Source organism: Mesorhizobium sp. M7A.F.Ca.MR.176.00.0.0 (genome assembly GCF_004023165.1).
Lineage (GTDB): Bacteria > Pseudomonadota > Alphaproteobacteria > Rhizobiales > Rhizobiaceae > Mesorhizobium.
In genome coordinates this window covers 1-20,827 of record NZ_RZTC01000043.1, presented here as the reverse complement: position 1 = coordinate 20,827, position 20,827 = coordinate 1, and the positions used below count along the sequence as shown (strand labels likewise).

The 20,827-nt window shown below is 58.9% G+C and carries 17 protein-coding genes and 4 pseudogenes; 16 read left to right on the top strand and 5 right to left on the bottom strand.

Annotated features, from left to right (window positions below; all coding sequences use genetic code 11):
* Positions 1 to 135 precede the first annotated feature (135 nt).
* Together EOB59_RS36385 and EOB59_RS16300 are read right to left on the bottom strand one after the other, a co-directional pair.
* A pseudogene (locus EOB59_RS36385) lies at positions 136 to 258 on the bottom strand (ferredoxin); the annotation flags it as partial.
* A 29-nt stretch (positions 259 to 287) separates the two neighbouring features.
* On the bottom strand, positions 288 to 1,466 hold the full coding sequence (locus tag EOB59_RS16300) for a cytochrome P450 (protein ID WP_024505246.1): 1,179 nt from the start codon (positions 1,464 to 1,466) through the stop codon (positions 288 to 290).
* A gap of 1,480 nt (positions 1,467 to 2,946) precedes the next feature.
* Here EOB59_RS16300 and EOB59_RS16295 point away from each other — a divergent pair.
* The gene (locus tag EOB59_RS16295) at positions 2,947 to 4,179 is read left to right on the top strand and encodes an MFS transporter (protein ID WP_127808910.1); all 1,233 of its coding nucleotides are present in this window, start codon (positions 2,947 to 2,949) and stop codon (positions 4,177 to 4,179) included.
* Positions 4,180 to 4,440: 261 nt separating this feature from the next.
* Here EOB59_RS16295 and EOB59_RS16290 read toward each other — a convergent pair.
* Positions 4,441 to 5,472: pseudogene (locus EOB59_RS16290) on the bottom strand (hemin-degrading factor); the annotation flags it as partial.
* Between the two features lie 586 nt (positions 5,473 to 6,058).
* Between EOB59_RS16290 and EOB59_RS16285 the strand changes: the two are divergent.
* The 15 genes and pseudogenes from EOB59_RS16285 to EOB59_RS16215 all read left to right on the top strand — a co-directional run bounded on the left by EOB59_RS16285 (position 6,059) and on the right by EOB59_RS16215 (position 17,560).
* A complete protein-coding gene (locus tag EOB59_RS16285) occupies positions 6,059 to 6,379 on the top strand; it encodes an iron-sulfur cluster assembly accessory protein (protein ID WP_024505241.1) in 321 nt (106 codons plus the stop codon).
* 17 nt (positions 6,380 to 6,396) lie between these two features.
* On the top strand, positions 6,397 to 6,699 hold the full coding sequence (locus EOB59_RS16280; RefSeq protein WP_127231682.1) for a hypothetical protein: 303 nt from the start codon (positions 6,397 to 6,399) through the stop codon (positions 6,697 to 6,699).
* 29 nt (positions 6,700 to 6,728) lie between these two features.
* Entirely contained in the window at positions 6,729 to 7,940 is a 1,212-nt protein-coding gene (gene nifS, locus EOB59_RS16275; RefSeq protein WP_024505240.1) for a cysteine desulfurase NifS, read from the top strand.
* A gap of 180 nt (positions 7,941 to 8,120) precedes the next feature.
* The gene (gene nifW, locus EOB59_RS16270; RefSeq protein WP_024505239.1) at positions 8,121 to 8,498 is read left to right on the top strand and encodes a nitrogenase stabilizing/protective protein NifW; all 378 of its coding nucleotides are present in this window, start codon (positions 8,121 to 8,123) and stop codon (positions 8,496 to 8,498) included.
* 188 nt (positions 8,499 to 8,686) lie between these two features.
* Complete coding sequence (locus tag EOB59_RS16265; RefSeq protein WP_024505238.1) at positions 8,687 to 9,538, top strand: electron transfer flavoprotein subunit beta/FixA family protein; 852 nt, start codon at positions 8,687 to 8,689, stop codon at positions 9,536 to 9,538.
* 16 nt (positions 9,539 to 9,554) lie between these two features.
* A complete protein-coding gene (locus tag EOB59_RS16260; protein ID WP_024505237.1) occupies positions 9,555 to 10,664 on the top strand; it encodes an electron transfer flavoprotein subunit alpha/FixB family protein in 1,110 nt (369 codons plus the stop codon).
* A gap of 10 nt (positions 10,665 to 10,674) precedes the next feature.
* The gene (locus EOB59_RS16255; protein WP_024505236.1) at positions 10,675 to 11,979 is read left to right on the top strand and encodes an FAD-binding protein; all 1,305 of its coding nucleotides are present in this window, start codon (positions 10,675 to 10,677) and stop codon (positions 11,977 to 11,979) included.
* A gap of 12 nt (positions 11,980 to 11,991) precedes the next feature.
* Entirely contained in the window at positions 11,992 to 12,291 is a 300-nt protein-coding gene (locus tag EOB59_RS16250; RefSeq protein ID WP_024505235.1) for a ferredoxin family protein, read from the top strand.
* A gap of 391 nt (positions 12,292 to 12,682) precedes the next feature.
* Positions 12,683 to 13,264, top strand: a complete 582-nt coding sequence (locus EOB59_RS16245) for an alpha/beta fold hydrolase (RefSeq protein WP_338101325.1) — start codon at positions 12,683 to 12,685, stop codon at positions 13,262 to 13,264.
* A gap of 670 nt (positions 13,265 to 13,934) precedes the next feature.
* A pseudogene (locus tag EOB59_RS36380) lies at positions 13,935 to 14,038 on the top strand (helix-turn-helix domain-containing protein); the annotation flags it as partial.
* Between the two features lie 273 nt (positions 14,039 to 14,311).
* Positions 14,312 to 15,793, top strand: coding sequence for a nitrogenase cofactor biosynthesis protein NifB (gene nifB, locus EOB59_RS16235; RefSeq protein WP_024505233.1), 1,482 nt, complete (start codon positions 14,312 to 14,314; stop codon positions 15,791 to 15,793).
* Between the two features lie 29 nt (positions 15,794 to 15,822).
* Positions 15,823 to 16,017, top strand: a complete 195-nt coding sequence (locus tag EOB59_RS16230) for a 4Fe-4S binding protein (protein ID WP_024505232.1) — start codon at positions 15,823 to 15,825, stop codon at positions 16,015 to 16,017.
* A gap of 85 nt (positions 16,018 to 16,102) precedes the next feature.
* Positions 16,103 to 16,423 carry a nitrogen fixation protein NifZ gene (locus tag EOB59_RS16225; protein WP_024505231.1) on the top strand — a complete coding sequence of 107 codons (321 nt, stop codon included), beginning with the start codon at positions 16,103 to 16,105 and terminating at the stop codon, positions 16,421 to 16,423.
* Positions 16,420 to 16,632 carry a putative nitrogen fixation protein NifT gene (nifT, locus tag EOB59_RS16220; RefSeq protein ID WP_024505230.1) on the top strand — a complete coding sequence of 71 codons (213 nt, stop codon included), beginning with the start codon at positions 16,420 to 16,422 and terminating at the stop codon, positions 16,630 to 16,632. Before EOB59_RS16225 ends, nifT begins: the two co-directional genes overlap by 4 nt.
* 34 nt (positions 16,633 to 16,666) lie before the next feature.
* The gene (locus EOB59_RS16215) at positions 16,667 to 17,560 is read left to right on the top strand and encodes an SIR2 family protein (protein WP_024505229.1); all 894 of its coding nucleotides are present in this window, start codon (positions 16,667 to 16,669) and stop codon (positions 17,558 to 17,560) included.
* A 307-nt stretch (positions 17,561 to 17,867) separates the two neighbouring features.
* Here the strand turns inward: EOB59_RS16215 and EOB59_RS16210 are convergent, their stop codons facing one another.
* Both EOB59_RS16210 and nifA read right to left on the bottom strand, forming a co-directional pair.
* On the bottom strand, positions 17,868 to 18,434 hold the full coding sequence (locus tag EOB59_RS16210) for a sugar O-acetyltransferase (protein ID WP_024505228.1): 567 nt from the start codon (positions 18,432 to 18,434) through the stop codon (positions 17,868 to 17,870).
* 583 nt (positions 18,435 to 19,017) lie between these two features.
* Positions 19,018 to 20,061 (bottom strand): annotated as a pseudogene (nifA, locus tag EOB59_RS16205) (nif-specific transcriptional activator NifA); the annotation flags it as partial.
* Positions 20,062 to 20,827: the final 766 nt, after the last annotated feature.

Here is a 20,827-nt window from a genome sequence, read left to right as displayed (position 1 = left end):
TGTTTTGTCCTTCCCGATGCCAGTCTGCACTTTGCGTGTGTCTCTCTCTACAACTGAGTTAGCGGGGGGCTCGTCAACTTCCAGAGCTTGTTCGGGGCAGGCTCGTACCCCTTTTGAGGCAAGCAGTTGCTCCCCATCGGCAACATCAATATCACCGGGCAAGATGTAGCCGGCGTCATCAAGCTTGAAGACTCTCGGCGCCCGCGCCCAGCAGCGCGCATGACCCTGGCATCTGGCTTTATGTACGACGACACGCATAGCGAACTCCAATGTCGTTGGCTGAAACTTCAGGACCAGTCCAGGATCAGATTCTCGATCCCGAACACATGGCCGCCGAAGGTGATAGGTTCAGTCCCTGTCTTGATCCGAAAGGCTGGGATGCGCGCCAGCCACTCCTCCAGGCCAATGACAATCTCCCGCCGGGCAAGGTGTGAGCCAAGACAACGATGGGGACCATAGCCAAAGGCAGCGTGCCGGTTGTCCTCGCGCGCCAGATCGATCTCATTCGGGCATTCGAATTCCGCCGGGTCACGATTGGCAATCATCGTGGCACAGGAAACATAATCTCCCTTGCGGATCGGCGCGCCTTTGAAGTCGACATCCTTCGTTGCCACTCGGATCATCTGAATGGTCGAATAGGCGCGCAGCAATTCTTCCGCAGCGACGGCAATCCGGTCAGGTTCGCTTCGTAGCAATTCCTGATCTTTGGGGTTGCGCGCGAGATGGGCCAAGTCGAAGCATATGGCTGCTGAGACCGTGTCGAGTCCCGCGACGAACACAAGCACGCCGATGCCACGGACTTCTTCGTCACTGAGCAGACGACCCTCGACCTTTGCCTTCACGATGAAGGTCATGAAATCATCGACCGGCTCCTTGCGGCGCTCGGTGGCAAGTTCGTCGATGAAGGCCACGATCGCCCGGGCTGCGGGTGGTCGTTGCTCCTTATCGCCGTGGAGCAGATCTCTAGCCCAGCCGACAAATGTTTCTAGTCCGTCGTCCGAAAGCCCAATAAAGCGAAGGAAGATATTGACCGCGAACGGAACTGCAAAATCCTTCATGATGTCGCAGCTCGTGCCTGATGCGGCGATCCTGTCGATCAGCTTGATCGCTCGTTCCCGGACAGCCGGCTCCAATGCCATTACCCGCTTTGGCGAAAGCAGCGGATTGAGCAATGAGCGAAAAACACCGTGGAATGGCGGATCGAGCTCAAGCGGGATCATCGGCCAGCTCTCGCCGAGCACAGAGGCGAAGATGCTGCGATGGCTGGAAAACGTTTCGGTGTCCTGCAGCACCCGGCGCTGGTCGCTCGCGCGAGTGATGACCCAGGTACCCCGACCGTCGCGCGTGTTGCTGGTTGAATAAAAGATCGGAGGCCCGGCATGAACGCAAGCAACCGCTGCATGCGGATCCCCGTTAGCCGTCGGCAACATGCCGGGCGACGTAAACAGGTTGAAGTCCCTCACCATTTCGGGCGGGACATGATCTGGAACCGGCCGCGATTTAACCGCGCCAGAATCGAGAGACCGTTCATGAGATGCTGTCGTTTGCATGCAATCGTTGGTGCAAGCTCCGTGCCGAATTCGTCTTTCGATAATCCTTGCCGTTTTGCTGGGCAACAGGTGGCGCCTGTGCTGACTTACTGGTCGGGATTGCAACATTCTTGTCCAGCGTCGGACACAGAATGTAGAAAGCTAGACACCGACTTGGAGCAACTCAACTGGTGGGATCGCTAGCCGATCATGTGCCCGGGGAGCATCCAGTTCGAAAGCTTGCGCTAAGCGGCTTGGTGACTTGGCCGAGGTCACCAGGTGGAAACGACCAACACTTGGGGTGAGCCTAGTGGCGCTCCCCTCGATGATGTCTGGCGGGGTGGTTAGCCGCCTCCGTGGGACAAGATCAGTCTACACGAATGGACTATAGCCTCTCCTCGCATGCCTCATTGGCCGTCCTTCAGAGCCGGTCACACGAGCTTTTGTCTTTCAGCAGGGCGTTTTTCTCGCCAGCTACAGAGCCACACCGACGCCATTAATGAGCGTCCAGTCGACGGGTTGGATGGCCCTGTCCATCTTGCCCAGCACCTTGGCTTCGCATTTGCCGGTGCGGCGGAAGCCTTCAAGACGCAGTTCTTGACCTTCTCCAGATCAGCCTCGGACGGATATCGGCAAGGGTTCAGCTCGTCCTTTTGAACTTGCGCATCTTCGTGTTGGCCAACCCCAGGCCGCCCGACATATTTGCGGTCTATCCGGCACCTCAACTTCGAACAACCTTGCGGCAAGCTCTTGGGATAGACCACGCTCGTGCCTCCACCACCCGCTCAGCAGAGCCAGATTTGTCGTTGATGGCACGGAACTTGCGCAGTCATTCGCAGATGCGTCACGGACCGAGAGTGTCGTCCCATGAATTCGATCACCAAAAAGGCCGCCCGACGTTGCTGGGACCGCCTGCAATTACCTTATCCCAGAATTGGGAGCAACGGCTTCAAAAGGGATAACTCATCACCTCAATTTTGTCGATCGCGCGGCCATCGAACCGCAGCCATCCATCAGACTTCCGCCTCGTTGCACTCATTGCGACCGCCTTGGTGCTTGCGACAACCGCTCAATTCTGGCTGCCAGGATAACCACATATGGCGACGGAACTTCCTGCTTCAAAGCAATATAGAGATCGTCGATCATCCCCCCATCAAGGCCTCAATCGAGGACACCGCGTTCGGCTTGCTTGGTTCGCAGTGAACAGACCGCACTTCACGAATGCGATCGATGCGACCGCGCCGAGAACTCTCCCGCATTGTCGACGGTTGGGTCCGTCGGCCCTCCGATGAGGCCTCGGATGCGTCGGGCGCCGAGGCCTCGACTGATGCCGACTGGCCGCCGCCGGAAGGTCTCGCGGCTTTGATCCCCGGCGATGTAGCCACCCCTGCTGCAACACTAGCCGGAGAACTCATTCATGACCGAATCGGCGACAGATTTAGTGGACGCGGCTTTGTTCGACCGAGATCGGCTTGACCCAGAAAGTCCCTATCAACGTTCTGGCCCTGCATGGGGTGCCATCATTTCGCTTTCCTTCGGCACCTTCGGGCTTGTGACGGCAGAGTTTCTGCCCGCCAGCGTTCTGACACCGCTCGCGCATGATCTCCGTATCACCACGGGCACGGCTGGACAGGCGCTAACAGCGACCGCAATCGTCGCGGCGATCTCGGCACCGATAATCGCCTTCGTGACAAAGCGTCTGGACCGCAGGGTCGTCATCTGGGCGATGACGCTCCTGCTGATCCTGTCGAACGTTCTGGCAGAGGTTGCGGGGTCGCTGCCGGTTTTGCTGGCGGCACGCGTCGTCCTTGGCATATCGCTTGGTGGTTTTTGGTCAATTTCGGCAGCGTTGGCGATGCGGCTGGTTCCAAGTCACCTCATGCCGCGCGCCATGTCGATCATCCTCACCGGCGTTTCTGTCGCCTCCGTCTGCGCGGCTCCAATCGGCGCTTATGTCGGTGACATTTGGGGATGGCGAGCCTCGTTCAAGGTCGCCGCAATCGTGAGTGCCGTTGCGCTGCTCGTGCAACTCGTAACCATTCCGCCACTGCCTCCGATCGAAGTGCGCAGATTCCGCAGTCCGCTGGATGTCGCGAAGAATCCGGCGATGAAGGTTGCGGTGCTAGTCGTGCTATTGGTCGCTTCCGGCCATTTTGCCAGCTTCGCCTACATCCGCGCCTTTCTCGAGAGCGTTCCTGCGCTCGAAAAGAAGTCAATCCCGCTCGTGTTCCTTGCTTTTGGCACGGCCGGCGTCTTCGGCAATTTAGCCGGCGCATTCCTCACCAAACACAGTCTCAAGGCGGTCGCGGCCCTGCCGCCCCTGCTCATTGCCGTAGCCGCTGTCTCGCTCCTGACCATGGGAGCATCGGCCTTGACCTCGGCAATTGCAGTTGCCGTATGGGGCTTTGCTTTTGGCGCGGTCCCGGTCGGATTGCAGACATGGATGGTGCTACGCGCCGCTCCGAAACAGGCCGAGAGCGCTGGTGTACTGATGGTCATAACCTTCCAAGTGGCCATCGCAGCCGGCACAACTTTCGGTGGCCTATTGGTGGATCACACGGGTATTGCCAGTGTCTTTGTCTACAGCGCGGTTGCCACGTTCCTCGCTGTCTTGACAGTATTTTTGCTCGGCCCCAACCGCAAAACCTGACCGCCTGGTGGGGAGTGACGGTCGGCGGCGTTCACGCTATTGTCACCTCTGAGCTCGGCCCAAAGGCCGCGGCTTCGTCGTAACCATGCGGTCGATGGGGCAGCGCCAAATTGCTTCCTGCTCATCGCGTTGCGATAATACAGCGCGCTTATTGCGTCATCGTGTCCCCGGTCTCGGCTTCAATGCCCGGCTACTGGCTGCGGAGGCAGATGGGCGCCGGCGTCCCACCGACGACGATCGGTCTTTTCTCATGTAGCTGTCGGGGAAACGAGGCAGGTTTTCCGCCAGAACCCGCCAGTCGTCGCGCTCGCGTTCGCCTTCCTTGCGCGCACCGAACAACTGGATGATGATCTTGCCGTCGGACCCATATGCTTCGAGCGAGGTGACGTGACTGTCATTGGTCGGCTTGCGCACGGCCCAAACCTCACGGATTTGGTGGGTCCTGAGATGCAGCCGGAACGTTTCGTCCAGCACATGGATGCACGGCCCGATCTGCTTGACCGACTTGATTAAGCCGGAATGGGTCTGGATAGAACCTCGGTTGCCGACGAAGCACATGATCGGCAATTCGTCTTCGGCCGCACGCTGGAGCACGGCGCCAACTGCGGCATTGTCGAGCAGCCAAGCGTAATCCTGGCCGACCATGCGCAAAGCCTGGCAGCGGCTGAGCTTGAGCGTCTTTAGAAGGTTGACGTCAGTCAGCCGGCTCCAGTACTCGCGTAGGTCGTCCACCGTGCCGGCCCAGTCCGCAGTCCTCGCCCCCAGGTCGGCTACTCTCGCCTTAAGCGACATGGTCGGCTCCTGGTTGGCGGATACGAGCTCGGCCACCAGCTTTCGATAGGCATGAAGGTTGGAGACCGGCCTGAGATGCACCTTATGCACTGCTGCGCCGGCGGCGTCGAAGAATTGCAAACTGCGCTGGATTCCGCCGCGATGGCGCCTTTCAACAGCGAAACCATACCTCCAAGCCTGCGGGAAGACGCGAAGGTCGAATTCGTCACCAAGGACCATGGCGTGATTGTTGCCGGTTATCACTCTGTTGAAGACGCTAATCTTTTCGTGCACGGCACCTTGATTGCAGGTCAGCGCCGTCACTTCGCCCACGAATTCGAGGCCCGTCAGAAGGTGATTCATGCGCGGGTCGATGCGTGCCGCGCCGAAACCGCAATGGGCCGCGACCAGTTCCGCTTCCGAAATGGCCAATTGGGCGGCGAAATCACGCGCGGGAATGTTCGGACAGACTTCCCACGCACGCCGGATTTCGTTGGGCGACCGCTTCTTGCGCTGATCCATGTTTTTACCCCTGCCCCGTTCTTCTTTTGACGATCGATCGAAAAACGGGCCTCAGGGGTGTGCACGGCGGACGCGATCGATCGTCAGGCACATGCCAGTCGAATCCTGTCTCCGGGCGGTCAGCGGCCAATCGCCGGTAGAGAGCGATTGTTGGGTGGTCGGCGCCAATCGGCCGATCGAGCATTCGGGTACCACCGGCGGTGCTGCTTTCCCACTTAAGGCGGGTCTGATGGATCATATTGCTTTCCTTCGTTCTTCGATTGCGAGGGCAACCCAAAGGTGAATCGGCCGGCAATTTTGCCGCCGCAACGAAGGCTTCACAAAAATCGTGCCAGTTGCTCCGCGGCAAGCTCTGAACATCTTTGGCTCTGTTCATTGCTTTACGCGTGAGTGCATCGCGAACTCAGGCGCCCTTCCTGTGACGCGGACGCGACAAACCCGACAGTAAGTGTCGGTTGTCGGACGTCTCCCCAGCAATCGAGCATAAGAGACGTCGGGATGTCCTACGGTTTTTGACACGTCTTCCCTTTGGCACGGTCCATGCGAGATGATCCGCGAAAACGCCGGACCGAGGAGAAATCGAGCCATGATTACGCTCACCGACAACGCTGTTGCCGCCATCAAGGCCGCTCTTTACCGCGCCAGCGAGCCGGCGGAAGGATTTCGCATCATGGTCCATGCCGGCGGCTGCACCGGCTTCCAATACTCAATGGGCCTGGAGAGCGTCTCACGTGAGGGCGATGCGATCATCGAGCGAGATGGGCTCAAGGTGTTCATGGATAGAGGCTCCCAACCCCATGCCGCCGGCATGACCGTGGACTTCGTCACTGGGCTCGAAACATCCGGCTTTGTTTTCGATAACCCCAATGCGCGTGAGACGTGCGGCTGCGGCAAGTCCTGCAAATGATTGCGAGGGAACAGGCTATGTTCGACAATAGCGACGCCAAGGAATACTGCGTCGAACCGGTAACCGCCGGCGCTCTGGAACCGGCCGACACGCACTGTCGGCCCGGAACAATTGCGTTCGGTGATGCGCCAAATCGCGATCATCGATCGTTGCCGTGGGCAAGCAAACAAAATTGCCCGAAACAGCTGAATTCCCGGCGGATGCCGCCACCAAAGGGCAATGTCGACAGCGACCGGTCAGCAAGCCATCGCTCGCCCGGCCGCCCACCTTACCAGATACGATATGCGCCAGAGGTTCAATGGCCGCCCGCCTACCCTTGAATCATTTCAGCAGTTGAAGGATCACTCCCATGAACCCTGTCTATCTCGACAACAACGCAACGACGCGGGTTGATCCTGCAGTCGTTGGAGCGATGTTGCCTTTCTTTACGGAGCAATTTGGCAATCATTCGTCCATGCACGCCTATGGCGCATCGGTTGCTGAAGCCGTGAGAAAGGCGAGGCAACAGTTGCAAGCCCTCATCGGCGCGGGATTCGAGGACGAGATCATCTTCACCTCGGGCGGGACTGAAAGCGACAGTACAGCCATCCTTTCGGCGCTGGAGGTGATGCCCGACCGAACGGAAATAGTGACTTCCGCGGTTGAACATCCGGCCGTTCTGAAGTTGTGCGCGCACCTTGAGAAGACGCGCGGCGTCAAGGTGCACATTATCCCAGTCGATCACTACGGCCGGCTCGACCTGGACGCCTACAGAACCGCCCTCACCCCACAAGTGGCAATCGTCTCGATAATGTGGGCGAACAATGAGACCGGTACGATCTTTCCCGTGGTTAAGCTTGCCGATCTAGCCAGGGAAGTCGGCGCGCTTTTCCACACTGATGCAGTGCAGGCGGTCGGAAGGCTTCCGATTGAGCTGAAATCGACCGCGATCGACATGCTGTCGCTCTCCGCCCACAAGCTGCATGGTCCAAAGGGGATAGGCGCGCTTTATGTAAGACGTGGCGTGCGCTTCTCCTCCATGATCAAGGGTGGGCACCAAGAGCGCGACCGGCGTGCAGGCACTGAAAACACACCCGGCATAGTCGGACTGGGCATGGCGGCCGAACTCGCCTTGAAATTCATGGACGAGACAAAACGAATAAAATGGTTGCGCGACCGCCTTGAGAACGGGATCATCCAGCGCATCCCAAACACATCCATCAACGGCGATCCGCAAGAGCGATTGCCAAACACTGCAAACATTGGATTCGAAGGTATCGAAGGCGATGCAATTCCAATTGTCCTGAGCCGGCTGGGAATCGCCTGTTCCGCCGGGTCCGCCTGTGCCTCTGGCTCACTGGAACCGAGCCATGTTCTGATCGCTATGAACGCGGCATGTGGGGCAGTCCGCTTCTCCTTGTCGCGTGACAACGGCGAAGATGACGTAGACCGCGTGCTTGAGGTCCTGCCTGCGATCACCGAGAAGCTACGGGCCGTTCCCAGTGCTGGACTGTGCGGGCGAGGTGCAGAACAGCTTCATTCCGGCCCGGGTCCGAGCGGCACAATAGCCGACAAGCCGTGAGGTCTTCCTCAACGTGACGACCCTGCGCAATGGAGAGCAGTCAAACTCGGGGTCGCCTTCACCACTTCAGAAAAGCTTGAGATCGCCAAGTCTCTTGCCCAGCCGCCGTGCCAGAGGTCGGCACGCCGTCAGCAATGTCACCAATGCATCGACACCACAATTACGCGCCGGGAGAATACAATGAACTGCTCCGCTGATAGCCGCCCGATCGATCGCACCGATATCCTAGCGCGACTGAAGGGCCTGTCGGCCGCGGAGGACTTCTTCGCCTGCCTTGGCGTCTCCTATGACCCGAAAGTGATGAATGTCTCGCGGCTCCATATCATGAAGCGCGTGGGCCAATACCTTGCCGAAGAAGATTTCTCCGGTCTGCCTAACCAGGTAATCGCCGCGCGGGTGCGCGCCAAGCTGGAACGCGCCTACGAAGATTTCGCGACTTCCTCGCCGCTCACGCAACGTGTGTTCAAGGTGCTAAGGGACCACGATCCAAACATATGTCCCGCACCTGGCCGCGCCTTCGTCCCGCTCGACTCTGCACTGAAGCGGTTCGGAAAGTAATGAGCCCGACACGGCTGCGACGCGACAATGTCGAGAAGTCGACAAATCCAGTCCTCATGACGCCTCCTCGGAAGCAAACGAAGCCACCTTCTGGAATAGAGGCAGGAAGACGACTTGGCATGAACGATGCAGGCAATGAGGTGAACCGCCAAGCACGAATCCGGACTGGGAGCTTAGAGAAACCGCCAATGCATATCGTAGTCTGCATCAAGCAGGTGCCGGATTCGGCACAGATCCGCGTGCACCCGGTGACGAACACGATCATGCGTCAGGGTGTTCCGACCATCATCAATCCTTACGACCTGTTCGCCCTGGAAGAAGCGCTCAAACTGCGCGACGTTCATGGTGGCGAGGTTACTGTGCTCACAATGGGTCCGCCCATGGCGGAGGACTCGCTGCGAAAGGCGCTCGGTTACGGTGCTGACCGAGCAGTTCTCTTGACGGACCGCTATTTTGCCGGATCCGATACGCTGGCGACTTCCTTTGCTCTTTCGCAAGCAATCGCAAAAATTGGGGAGACTTTCGGCAGGCCGGACATCGTCTTCACCGGCAAGCAGACGATTGACGGCGATACCGCCCAGGTCGGACCGGGCATAGCCAAGCGCCTAGATTTATCGCAACTTACCTATGTCGCGAAGATTGCCTCCATCGACCGCGATACGCGAGAGATCGAAGTCGCGCGTCGCGCCGAAGGCGGCACCCAGTTGCTGAAGAGCAGACTCCCTTGCCTCATTACAATGCTGGAAGACACCAACGAAATCCGCCGGGGCTCGCTCCAGCAGGCTCTGTGCGCGGCGCGCAGCCAAGTCGTGAAGTGGACTGCAGCCGACGCCGGCATTGACGATCTCACCCGGTGCGGTCTGCGTGGCTCGCCTACAGTCGTCAAGCGTGTTTTCGCCCCCACCGCACGGGCAGAAAGGGCGGCGCAGATCGACACCGCGGAAAGGGGCTTGCAGGACATAGCCGATGAACTCATCGCCGATATCTTAACCCGCCGGCCGGCGCTGGAACATGAGCTGGCCTTCAACAGCGGCACGTGACGGCCAGGAGCAGAAAATGTCGACCGCAAGCCAAACTACCCCTCGCATTGCCCCCGGCCGTGCCGGTGTAAAGAAAGAACTTCCCGACCGTTTCAAAGACTACCGGCACGTGTGGGTCTTCCTCGAGCTCGAACGCGGCAATGTGCATCCTGTATCATTCGAACTGCTGGGCGAAGGCCGCAAATTAGCCGACAAGCTTGAAGTCCAGCTCGCGGGCGTCGTGCTGGGACCGCCGGGCGAGATGGTCGAGGACGCTGTTGCCGAGGCCTTCGCTTACGGGGCGGATCTTGTCTACATCGTCGATGCGCCGCCGCTCGCCGACTACCGGAACGAGCCGTTCGCCAAGGCGCTCACGGATCTGGTCAATACCCATAAACCCGAAATCCTCCTTCTCGGCGCGACCACACTGGGCAGGGATCTTGCAGGCTCGGTAGCGACGACCCTGCAGACGGGGCTCACGGCCGACTGCACCGAACTTGATGTAGATTCCGACGGTTCACTCGCCGCGACCCGTCCGACTTTTGGTGGCTCATTGTTGTGTACGATCTATACACTAAATTACCGGCCGCAAATGGCGACGGTGCGACCAAGGGTCATGCCTATGCCGCAACGGGTGGATAAGCCGGTCGGGCGTGTCATGCGGCACAAGCTGTCGCTCGTTGAGGACGATATCGTCACCAAAGTCCTCGGCTTCCTACCGGATAACCAGTCGGCAATGGCAAATCTTGCCTATGCGGATGTCGTGGTTGCGGGAGGCCTCGGTCTCGGAGCGGCGGAGAACCTTCAGCTTGTGAAGAATCTTGCCCGAGCGATCGGCGCCGAGCATGGCTGTTCGCGCCCCTTGGTCCAGAAGGGCTGGATGCCGGCTGATCGACAGATTGGACAAACTGGCAAGACCATTCGACCGAAGCTTTACATCGCGGCCGGAATTTCCGGCGCCATCCAGCACCGAGTTGGGGTCGAGGGGGCCGATCTCATCGTCGCGATCAACACCGATCCGAACGCGCCGATTTTCGAGTTCGCCCACCTCGGGATCGTCACGGATGCAATCCGCTTCCTGCCCGCACTGACGGAAGCCTTCACCCGGCGGCTGTCGCCGCACAGTCGAGACAAGCTTGCGAGTTGAGGGAGAGGACATGATTGAACAATTCGATGCCATTGTGGTCGGAGCTGGCATGTCTGGAAACGCAGCTGCTTACACTTTGGCAAGCCAGGGGCTGAAGGTACTGCAGTTGGAGCGCGGGGAATATCCGGGCTCCAAGAACGTCCAGGGTGCCATAATGTACGCGAACATGCTGGAGAAGATCATCCCGGACTTCCGCGATGATGCGCCCCTCGAGCGGCACCTGGTCGAACAGCGACTTTGGGTGATGGACGACACGTCTCACACCGGAATTCATTACCGGTCGGACGACTTCAATGAGGCGAAACCCAACCGCTACACGATCATCCGCGCCCAGTTCGACAAATGGTTTTCCCGCAAGGTGCGCGAGGCTGGCGCGACGGTCCTGTGTGAGACGACCGCGACGGAACTCGTCCGTGATGGCAATGGCAAGGTGATCGGCGTCCGCACAGACCGGGCTGGCGGAGTGGTCTTCGCGAATGTGGTCGTTCTCGCAGAAGGGGTGTCGGGATTGCTTGGCACTCGCGCAGGCCTGCGCGAGATGCCGAAGCCGGAGACCGTGGCGCTTGCCGTCAAGGAAATGCATTTCTTGCCCGAAGAGGTCATTGGCCAGCGGTTCGGTGTCAAGGGCGATGAAGGCTGCGTAATCGAGGCCGTGGGCACGATCTCTCGCAGCATGGCCGGGCTCGGCTTCCTTTACACCAATAAGGAGTCGATTTCACTCGGCATCGGCTGCCTGGTCTCGGATTTCGCCGCGACGATGGAGAGCCCGTCCGCCCTCCTGGATGCGATGAAAAACCATCCTTCGATCCGGCCGCTGATCGCTGGCTCGGAGGTGAAAGAATATGCCGCCCATCTTATCCCCGAAGGTGGTTACAGGGCCATTCCGCAGCTCTTCGGCGACGGTTGGGTCATCGTCGGCGACGCAGCGCAACTGAACAATGCCATTCACCGTGAGGGTTCGAACCTTGCCATGACCTCGGGTCGCGTCGCGGCTGAGGCGATCATCAAAGTCAAAAGCCGCAACGGTCCTATGACCAAAGCGAACCTTGCGCTCTACAAGACGATGCTGGATGACTCCTTTGTGATCAAGGATCTTAAGAAATACAAGGACATGCCAGCCTTACTCCACACCAATTCCAGCAACTTTTTTGACAGCTATCCGCGGTTGATGTCGCATGCCGCTCAGAACTTCATGCGTGTCGACGGCACGCCGAAGATCGAGAAGGAAAAGAACACCACGGCCGCCTTCATCAACGCGCGCTCGCGCTGGGGGTTGGTCAGCGACGCGGTCCGCCTGGCATTGGCATGGCGCTGAAGAGGGTACAAGATGACGATCGCAGTGACGAAGGTTCGTGTCGAGGACAAACTTTACCAGAACCGCTATCTGGTCGATTCCGGCCGCCCCCATATCATAGTGCGACCGCACGACAAGCCAAGCGCGAACTTGCTTGCCTTGACCTACGTCTGTCCGGCGAAATGCTATGAGTTGAATGACAAGGGTCAAGTCGAGATCACCGCCGACGGCTGCATGGAATGCGGCACCTGCCGGATATTGTGCGAGAAAGGCGGCGACATCGAGTGGAACTATCCGCGCGGCGGCTTTGGTGTCCTGTTCAAGTTCGGATGATCAGCCGGTGCCAAGAGCATGCCGGCAGCGAGCAACTGCGGCACACCATGAGCCTCTCCATCCACTTGCAAAGAGCTAGTGAATATTGGCCTTTCGCAATTCAAATTTCCTTGACTCGTTAGCGGTGTCCTCAGGCCACGGCGCTGCCCTGTGCGCCGGACTTATCACCGGTCACGTGGTCGAGCCCCTTTGGGACAACGCCCGGCCATCGTGCCGGATGGCAGCCACAACGGCCGGTGAGCAAGTGGAACGGCACAACCCATGGCAAAGACGTATGTGCTAGTGCATGGTGCCTGGCATGGCGGATGGTGTTGGCGGGACGTGGCTGCCAATCTTCGCAAGATGGGATGCCACGTGACCACGCCGACCAGGTGTCGGCGAACGCGCACATTTGCTGTGCAAGGACATCACGCCCGACACATTCGTGACCGACATCGTCAACCACATTGTGACGGAAGAGCTGAGCGATGTGATCCTTGTCGGTCACAGTCTAGGCGGCATCAGCATCACCGGCGCCGCCGACCGGATACCCGACCATATCAGCCATCTCGTTTATCTCGACGGCGCCATCGTCGAGAGCGGTCAAAGTGTATTCAGCACCATGCCCCCCGACATCGTCGCCGCCCGTCGAAAATTGGTTGCGGAGGAAGGACGGGGTATCTTCATGCCGACTCCGCCGCCAACAGCATTCGGCATTCCCGAGGGACACTCGCTCACGGACTGGGTGCGGCGCCGGATAACACCGCATCCGGCAGGCACCTACGAAAGCGGACTTAAGCTCGAGCACCCGCTCGGCAACGGCAGACCCCGAACCTATGTCGTCTGCACTAATCCACTCCACCCGCCGATGGCGGGAGCGCGAGAATGGGTCGCGAAGCAGGATGGCTGGGCGTGGCAGGAACTCGCCACTGGCCACGACGCAATGATCCTCGCGCCGACGGAAGTTGCTCTCCTTCTTAGCGCAGTCGGCTGAGGAACCAAGTAGGGTGAGCGGCGGCCGATTCTCAGGCCGTGGCCTTGAGCTCTGGTGCACGGATAGGCCCAACGGGTCGTTCCGGTGGCGCCACCGAAACCACTAGGCGGGAGTGGCCTGTCCTGCCGACGTCGCAAGCTTGCGAGCGTTCCGCCGCGGCCGCAGCCCGTAGCGCCGGGCAACCTCCGAGATCACCGCGTCGGCTCCAGGGTCTCGGAGATGACTCCGTGCCTTGTCGTCCATCGACCAATGCCGCCGACCAACAGCGCCGTTGATCACCCTCGAAAACGCCGAGGCTGCCGCTCAGGGTCAATCGTAAGTTCAAGTTCAGACACAAGCCGATCTCCGATCCACCTCAGAATCGGCAGGCCCACAGATCGCGGGTCCTCCTGGAAGGACACAGCGCTTACCCTTGAAATATGGAGAACCATGGCTTTGCGCCGTCGGCAGTTGAGCTGATCTCGCAATGCTATTTCCCCGGCAACGTCCGAGCCGGAGAACTGCGTGCTTGGCGTTCTCCTCTGGAAGGAACCAATCTTTCGGAACGTGGCAATGTCATCGACGAGCTCTCACGGGCCAGCACGATGCCGGTTCGGCGCATCGGCGCCCGCCTGAACACGAGATGGGCACTTGCGATTCTAACGATACGGCCGGACGGGGGCTGGGACCGCGGCGGACGGAGCGTGACGGCTGATCGACACAATGGAGAAGGCCGGCTGGGTTCAGGCTAATGCGGCTCGAATTCTCGGCCTCAAGCTGCGACAAGTCGGCTAGGCGATACGCCGGCATAGTATCGAGGTGAAGGAACTTCTAAGAGCCTGATGAGCCAATCGTCAGGCCAGTGGTCTTGCGCGCCCTGTGCGCGACAAGGAGTGCTTCGTGCTTCTGAACGGATTTGGACTTGCACTGTCGCAAGCAGGACAAAATTGTGTCGCGCCGGCCTGACACAATGCGATATCGACCCGAATAGTGAACTGAAGCCGCTTTTTTCAGTTGGTATGGCTCTTGCACCTTGAACCGCGACGTTACCAGCAACGGAGCCGTTTGATGTCCTCACCGACAGTTTCGATTGAGGGGCCGACTAGCACGACATCCGAGGGTTTTCTGGCAGCCGCGAAATCCGGTGGCTGCGCATCGTCCTCCTACGGCTCGTCGCCGACCAGCCCGGGCGAAGGGGATCCGGCTATTTGGGAAAGGATCAAGGATCACCCCTGCTTTTCGGAGGAAGCGCATCATTATTTCGCGCGTATGCATGTGGCGGTCGCGCCGGCTTGCAATGTCCAGTGCAACTATTGCAATCGCAAATACGATTGCGCCAACGAGAGCCGGCCTGGTGTTGTGTCTGAGAAGTTGACGCCCGACCAAGCGCTACGCAAGGTCATCGCCGTTGCCAACAAAGTTCCGCAGCTTTCGGTTCTTGGCATCGCTGGGCCGGGGGATGCCTGTTACGATTGGGAGAAAACGAAGGCAACGCTCGACCGCGTCATCAGGGAAATCCCCGACATAAAGCTGTGCGTCTCCACTAATGGGCTCGTGCTGCCGGACCATGTCGCCGAGCTTGCCGAAATGAATGTTGATCACGTGACGGTCACCATCAACATGGTCGACCCGGAAGTCGGCGCGAAGATCTATCCATGGATCTTTTATGAAAATCGCCGCTACTTCGGCATCGAAGCCGCTCGAATCTTGCACGCGCGGCAGATGCTGGGCCTGGAGATGCTGAGCGCGCGCGGCATCCTCACCAAAATCAACTCGGTGATGATTCCTGGAGTGAACGACCAGCACCTGTTTGAGGTGAACAAAATGGTCAGGGAGCGGGGCGCGTTTCTGCACAACGTGATGCCTCTGATTTCGGACCCGGCGCACGGTACCCACTACGGACTCATCGGGCAGCGCGGCCCAACGGCAATGGAGATGATGGCTCTTCAGGATCGACTTGAAGGTGGCGCCAAGTTGATGCGCCACTGCCGGCAGTGCCGGGCAGATGCTGTCGGCCTGCTCGGTGAAGATCGTGGCCAGGAATTCACGCTGGACGGGATTCCCGACGATGTCGCCTACGATGCTGGCAAGCGTCAGGCCTATCGGCAGGTGGTCGCACACGAGCGCCGTGATCATGAGGCGGCGAGGAGCGAGGCCATCGGTATGGTCAAGGCAACAGACTCCGAAAAGTCGCTTCTGGTTGCGGTGGCCACTAAGGGAGGTGGACGGGTCAACGAACACTTCGGCCACGCGAAGGAATTCCAGGTTTATGAAGTCTCGCCTAGAGGGATCAGCTTGGTCGGGCATCGGAAGGTCGAGCGGTATTGCCTCGGAGGCGGGGGCGAAGACGCCATCCTCGAGGGCGTCATCGCAGCGCTCGAAGGCATACACATAGTGCTATGCGCCAAGATCGGAAATCGCCCGAAGGAACAACTCTCGCGAGCTGGACTGCGCGTAACCGACGCCTATGGCCATGACTACATCGAGACCGCAGTCAGCGCACTTTACGCGGCAGAGTTTGGGATCAGACCACTAGCGGCGACGGCCTGAGCCGTCTCGTCCGATAACCAGGAGTTAGAATGGCTTTAAAGATCATCGCATCCCAATGTACCCAATGCGGGGCCTGCGAGTTCGAATGTCCTTCGGAAGCGATCAAGTTCAAGGGCGACGCCTATGTGATCGATCCAAACAAGTGCACCGAATGCAAGGAGGCCTTCGATACGCAGCAATGCGTGTCGGTCTGTCCGGTACCGAAAACCTGCGTTCCCGCTTGATTCCTACCGAAACGGTCGGGTTCGCCGCACGACGACGCCTGCAACCCGCGACCACAACAAAAGCCTCGAGAAAGGAATGGACAGCATGTGGTCCAGACGCGAACAGGAGGTCGAAATCGGCAGACCGCCACGGTTCATGCAGGGTGAGCGGGTCCGTGCGATACGCCACATAAAAAACGACGGCACCTATCCCGGCAAGGAGATCGGCGAAAACCTCGTGCGGAAGGGCGACGAAGGCTACGTGCGCGACATTGGAACCTTTCTCCAGCAATTCTTCATCTATGCGGTCGAATGGATCGATCGTGGCACGGTCGTCGGCATGCGAGCGCGCGAACTCATTAGCCTCGACAAAGTCGAGGTTCCCTGCGGAGCTGAAGGCATTTCCAACGGGGGAACAGCCGGATGAAAGTAATGATTCGCAGGACTGCTACTGGCTTGTCGGCTTATGTCCCCAAGAAGGATCTCGAAGAGCCGATCACCGAGATTGAGAACGCTGACTTATGGGGCGGGACCGTGACGCTCAGGAACGGTTGGCGGCTCATGCTGCCCGACCTTCCGCGCGACACGCGTTTGCCGATCACCGTCGAGGCGATGAAGATTTCCGACGGGGCCTGATGCCGGTGGGTTCAGTGGCGGAGAGGAAACGCGTATGAACACGATGCTGAGCTGGGACCATCTCGTCGTCGTCCGGGGCAGTTTTGCCAAAAAACTGATTGACCTGCTGAACGGCGCTCTCAAGGCCGATCGAGTGATCCCCTATCTCGGTCCTGGTCTTCTGCAGCTTAACCCACCGGAATCACCTGTACCTTGCACCCCTGAAGATGTCGCCGCGGCCCTCAACAAGCGGGCGCCTGCCCCTTCCAGGATTCGCACCAATATGTGGTCGGTCGCGCAGTTTATCGAGCAGCGCCGACATCGTCGGACTCTCCAAGCGTGGATGGCGGAGATATTCGCAGCCCCCGCCGAGCCGACCGTTCTTCACGCCTGGCTCGCAACCCTTCAACTGTCTGTCATCATCGACAGCTGGTACGATGGCGCCATGCGAGCAGCCCTTGCAGAGGCCGGCCAAACAGACGTTGTCGAGATACAAGGAACGACGCGCGCGACCGGAATCGGTAACATCTGGACGAGAACTTACGATTTGTCAGGAACAGAACTCGAGGCCGAACAAGTGGCTAGGACGGTGCTCTATGCGCCGCACGGCAGCGTCAGGCCGGCGGCAAACTTCCTCGTGGCTGATTCCGATTACGTCGAAGTCCTAACCGAAATTGATATCCAGACGCCGATCCCGGACGCGGTGAAGCAACGGCGCGTCAACCGGGGTTTTTTCTTCGTGGGCTGCCGCTTCAACGATCAGATGCTGCGCACATATGCCAGACAGCTGATGAAGCGCTCCACTGGCCCACATTTTGCGGTGATCGATTCGGCTACGCTGACCAGAAACGAACGTCGTTTCCTTGCCGAAGGCGCAATCACGGTCATCGACATGCCGATCCGCAACGCCGCGGCTCGCCTTGTCGGGGTCGATGCTAGCCAGGATTAATGGCCGGCGATTGCTGGTGAGTCGCTGCTTGCCTCCAAGGGCGAAAACTCAGTTGGGAATACATTCGTGAGTAGTAATGCTAGTGGCAGCACAACGTAGGCTCTGAATTCGTTGGGCGATGTGAAAGGGTCCGCTGCTGCGGGACGTGAGCACGTTGCGGCGGCATTACGCACATGATCTTGTGACCCCCGTGGCAAAAGAACTGAAGCGCCCGAGTCGCGACAACATATGCAGCGCTCAATGGCTTCGACAAAAATTCGGCACAGTTTCGACAGTTCGCATGCACCTCCAGGGTCAACGAGGTTGATTATGCCTGTTTATGTGGGTCGGCCACGCGAGCAGGAATTCCCACTACCTTTGCCCCGGCGGGAACATCTCGTGTGACCACGCAGCCAGCGCCTACCACTGCATTATCACCAATCGTGACGCCAGGCAGAATGATTGCTCCACCGCCGATCCAGACACGGCTGCCAATGTGAACAGGACGCCCGACCTGCAGGCCGGCCTGCCGCTGCTCGGCATCATGTGGATGATCGGCGGTATAAATCTGCACAGCAGGCCCAATTGCCGTTCCTTGCCCGATTTTGACCTCTACCACGTCAAGAATAACGCAGTTGAAGTTGATGTAGGCATTGGCTCCAATGCGGATATTGAATCCGTAGTCGCAAAAAAAGGGCGGACGGATGACCGTTCCGCGCCCAACCTCTCCCAGCCGCTCGGACAAAAGCTCATGCCAATGCCCCGTGGTCTGCCCCAGCGTATCATTGTACCGCTTGAGCCAAGCCCCGGTGGCCAACAGGTCAGCTTGGATCTCCGGATCCGCCGCATTGTAAAACTCGCCTGCGAGCATCTTTTCTTTTTGGCTACGCATCATAGTCTCCCGTCAGGTCGTGTCCCGTACAGTGATGCAGGAACGCACATCAAACTGCCTCGGCAACTTTGTAACTCGGTCTTGCCGGGCGCGCGGTCGGTCACGAGCCGGGGCGACAGTTTCGTCTCGACCAACTTCCGCGAATTTGGATATCGCAGATCAACCGGTCGCAGGGGCCAATACCTGACGAGGTCGGCAACTGTCCAGCGGTCGAACTCACTTTCATGCCCATCTCAGATTGCGTGATATCGAGCGGTAAGCCATCAGCTAATGTATCGACCAGGTCCCGCCAGCGGAGATCTGCGCGTCGCCTCTACGCATGCTGGCGTGTCACCAATAATACATCGATTATTTCTGGATCCAGGCACGTCGAATTGATTTGCCCTTGCGGTGTAGAGCGAAGTTCCTAGCCATAGGATTACTCCTTTTTAGTTTGTCAGTCGCAGAGCCCCAGTATGACTACGTGGTAGAAAGCACACGGCCGGAATCTTGGCAGCGCTGTTCACACCCACTTCGTAAGCCTGGCCGATGGGCTCGCCAGAGCACCAATGCTTGACCTGCTCCAGCTCTTGCTCGGCGGGTTGTTTCAGAGACGCTTGATCTCGATACCGCGTTTTCTCAGCACGTAGCCGATCTGGCGCGGGGTCAAACCGAGCAGGCGCGCCGCCTTTGCCTGCACCCAGCCACACTTTTCCATGGCAGCAATGACCGTATCGGCATCGGGCACCCTACCACGACTCGTGGCAGGGCCTATCGGCGCTTGCCCGTCGCCGACGGGCGGGGCGGCACAGGCGGCGGAAGGCTCGATCGTAGTCGACTTCTCTGACGTCGGCGGTCCGTTCTTCCACAGCGCCGCGGCCAAGCACTGATCCGCGTAACAGGCAAAGTCAGTTCTGAGGATTGATGGACCCGTCGCCAGAACTGCCGTCCGTTGAACGCAGTTTTCGAGCTCTCGGATGTTGCCTGGAAATTCGCAGTTCATTAGCACCTCAATCGCTTCGGGAGCGAAGGTCAGCGTGTGATCATTCTCAGTATTGAAATTCTTGAGAAACTGAGCGGCCAAGAGCGGAATATCACCTCGCCTTTCGCGCAATGCCGGCACGCGTAAAGTGACGACGTTGATGCGATAATAGAGGTCTTGCCGGAACTCCTTGCGTTGAACTGCCGTTTCCAAGTCCCTGTTCGTTGCGGCAATCACGCGAACATCAACTTTAATGGTGTGGTTGCTGCCGACGCGCTCAAACTCCTGCTCCTGCAGGACACGCAGCAGCTTAGCCTGGAACGAACCTGATATTTCGCCAATCTCGTCCAGAAACAATGTGCCTTTGTCGGCAGCCTCAAAGCGCCCCTTGCGCAAACTGCTCGCGTCGGTGAAGGCACCCTTCTCATGACCGAACAAGTCAGATTCCAGAAGCGTCTCGGTGAGCGCCGCGCAATTGACCTTGATGAAGGGCTGCTTGGCGCGAGGCGAGAGCTCGTGAATGGCTTTGGCAACCAGCTCCTTACCGGTTCCGGATTCACCTCGCAACAGGACCGTAGTCTTCGCCTTGGCCACCTTGACAAGGTGCTCACGCAGCTTGCGCAGCGCCTGACTATCGCCAAGCATCTCCTTGCTGATCTTTTTACGTTCCATTTGGCAGCCCATCCCACTCCGCCACCCGCCGGTAGAACTGCACTGGACGGTGAGCTGTGTTGTATTTCGTCATCATCATTCTCGATCTCACCTTTGTTGCTTCGAAATTTTCGGCGCGCGGACGCCCTCGGCAAATGGCAATGGCGCCTGAGCATCGTTGCCTTTCACCAGGACGAGCGTCTTCCTCCGCGCGGGCGCTCGCAATATGCGGTTTGCGCAGGCCTTTACTCGACCGGTCGCTGTTCTGTCCGGCTTCTGCCGCACCGCAGCCTGCAAACTCATCCTTGACAAGAAAGGAGGGGAGTCAACCGAGCTCTCCTTGCATTTATGCAAGGAAAATTGTCAGTTTGATAGAATTCTATCAAAACGGCAGAAACGCCCCGCCCCAGTTTGGCTGTACCTGCGGCGTTCAGCGTACGTGACGACATGTGCGGACTTGTCCCAATTGCCATCCGAGTTGTGCGGAACAGTAGCTGCTGCGCTGTTCGCTTCAACCGCGTGAGGCCGGAGACAGTAGAGACGGCGGCTCGTCGAGCGAGGTTTCATTGTTCGGCTACTAAACCGGCTGTCCTTTGGTGGGAGTTGGTTTCGCCCAAGTTCTGGGCCTGGGGGCGTCTAGCCCGTTTCGCCGCACAGGCTCCTTCCAAATCGTCGAGGCCGAGAAGGAGGGACCCCACAGCTCTCCCTGTATCACAATGCCCCGCCCCTCAAGCAGCTAGATACGACAGGTGACCTCAAATGAGGCGTCTTGCATGGCTTCTAC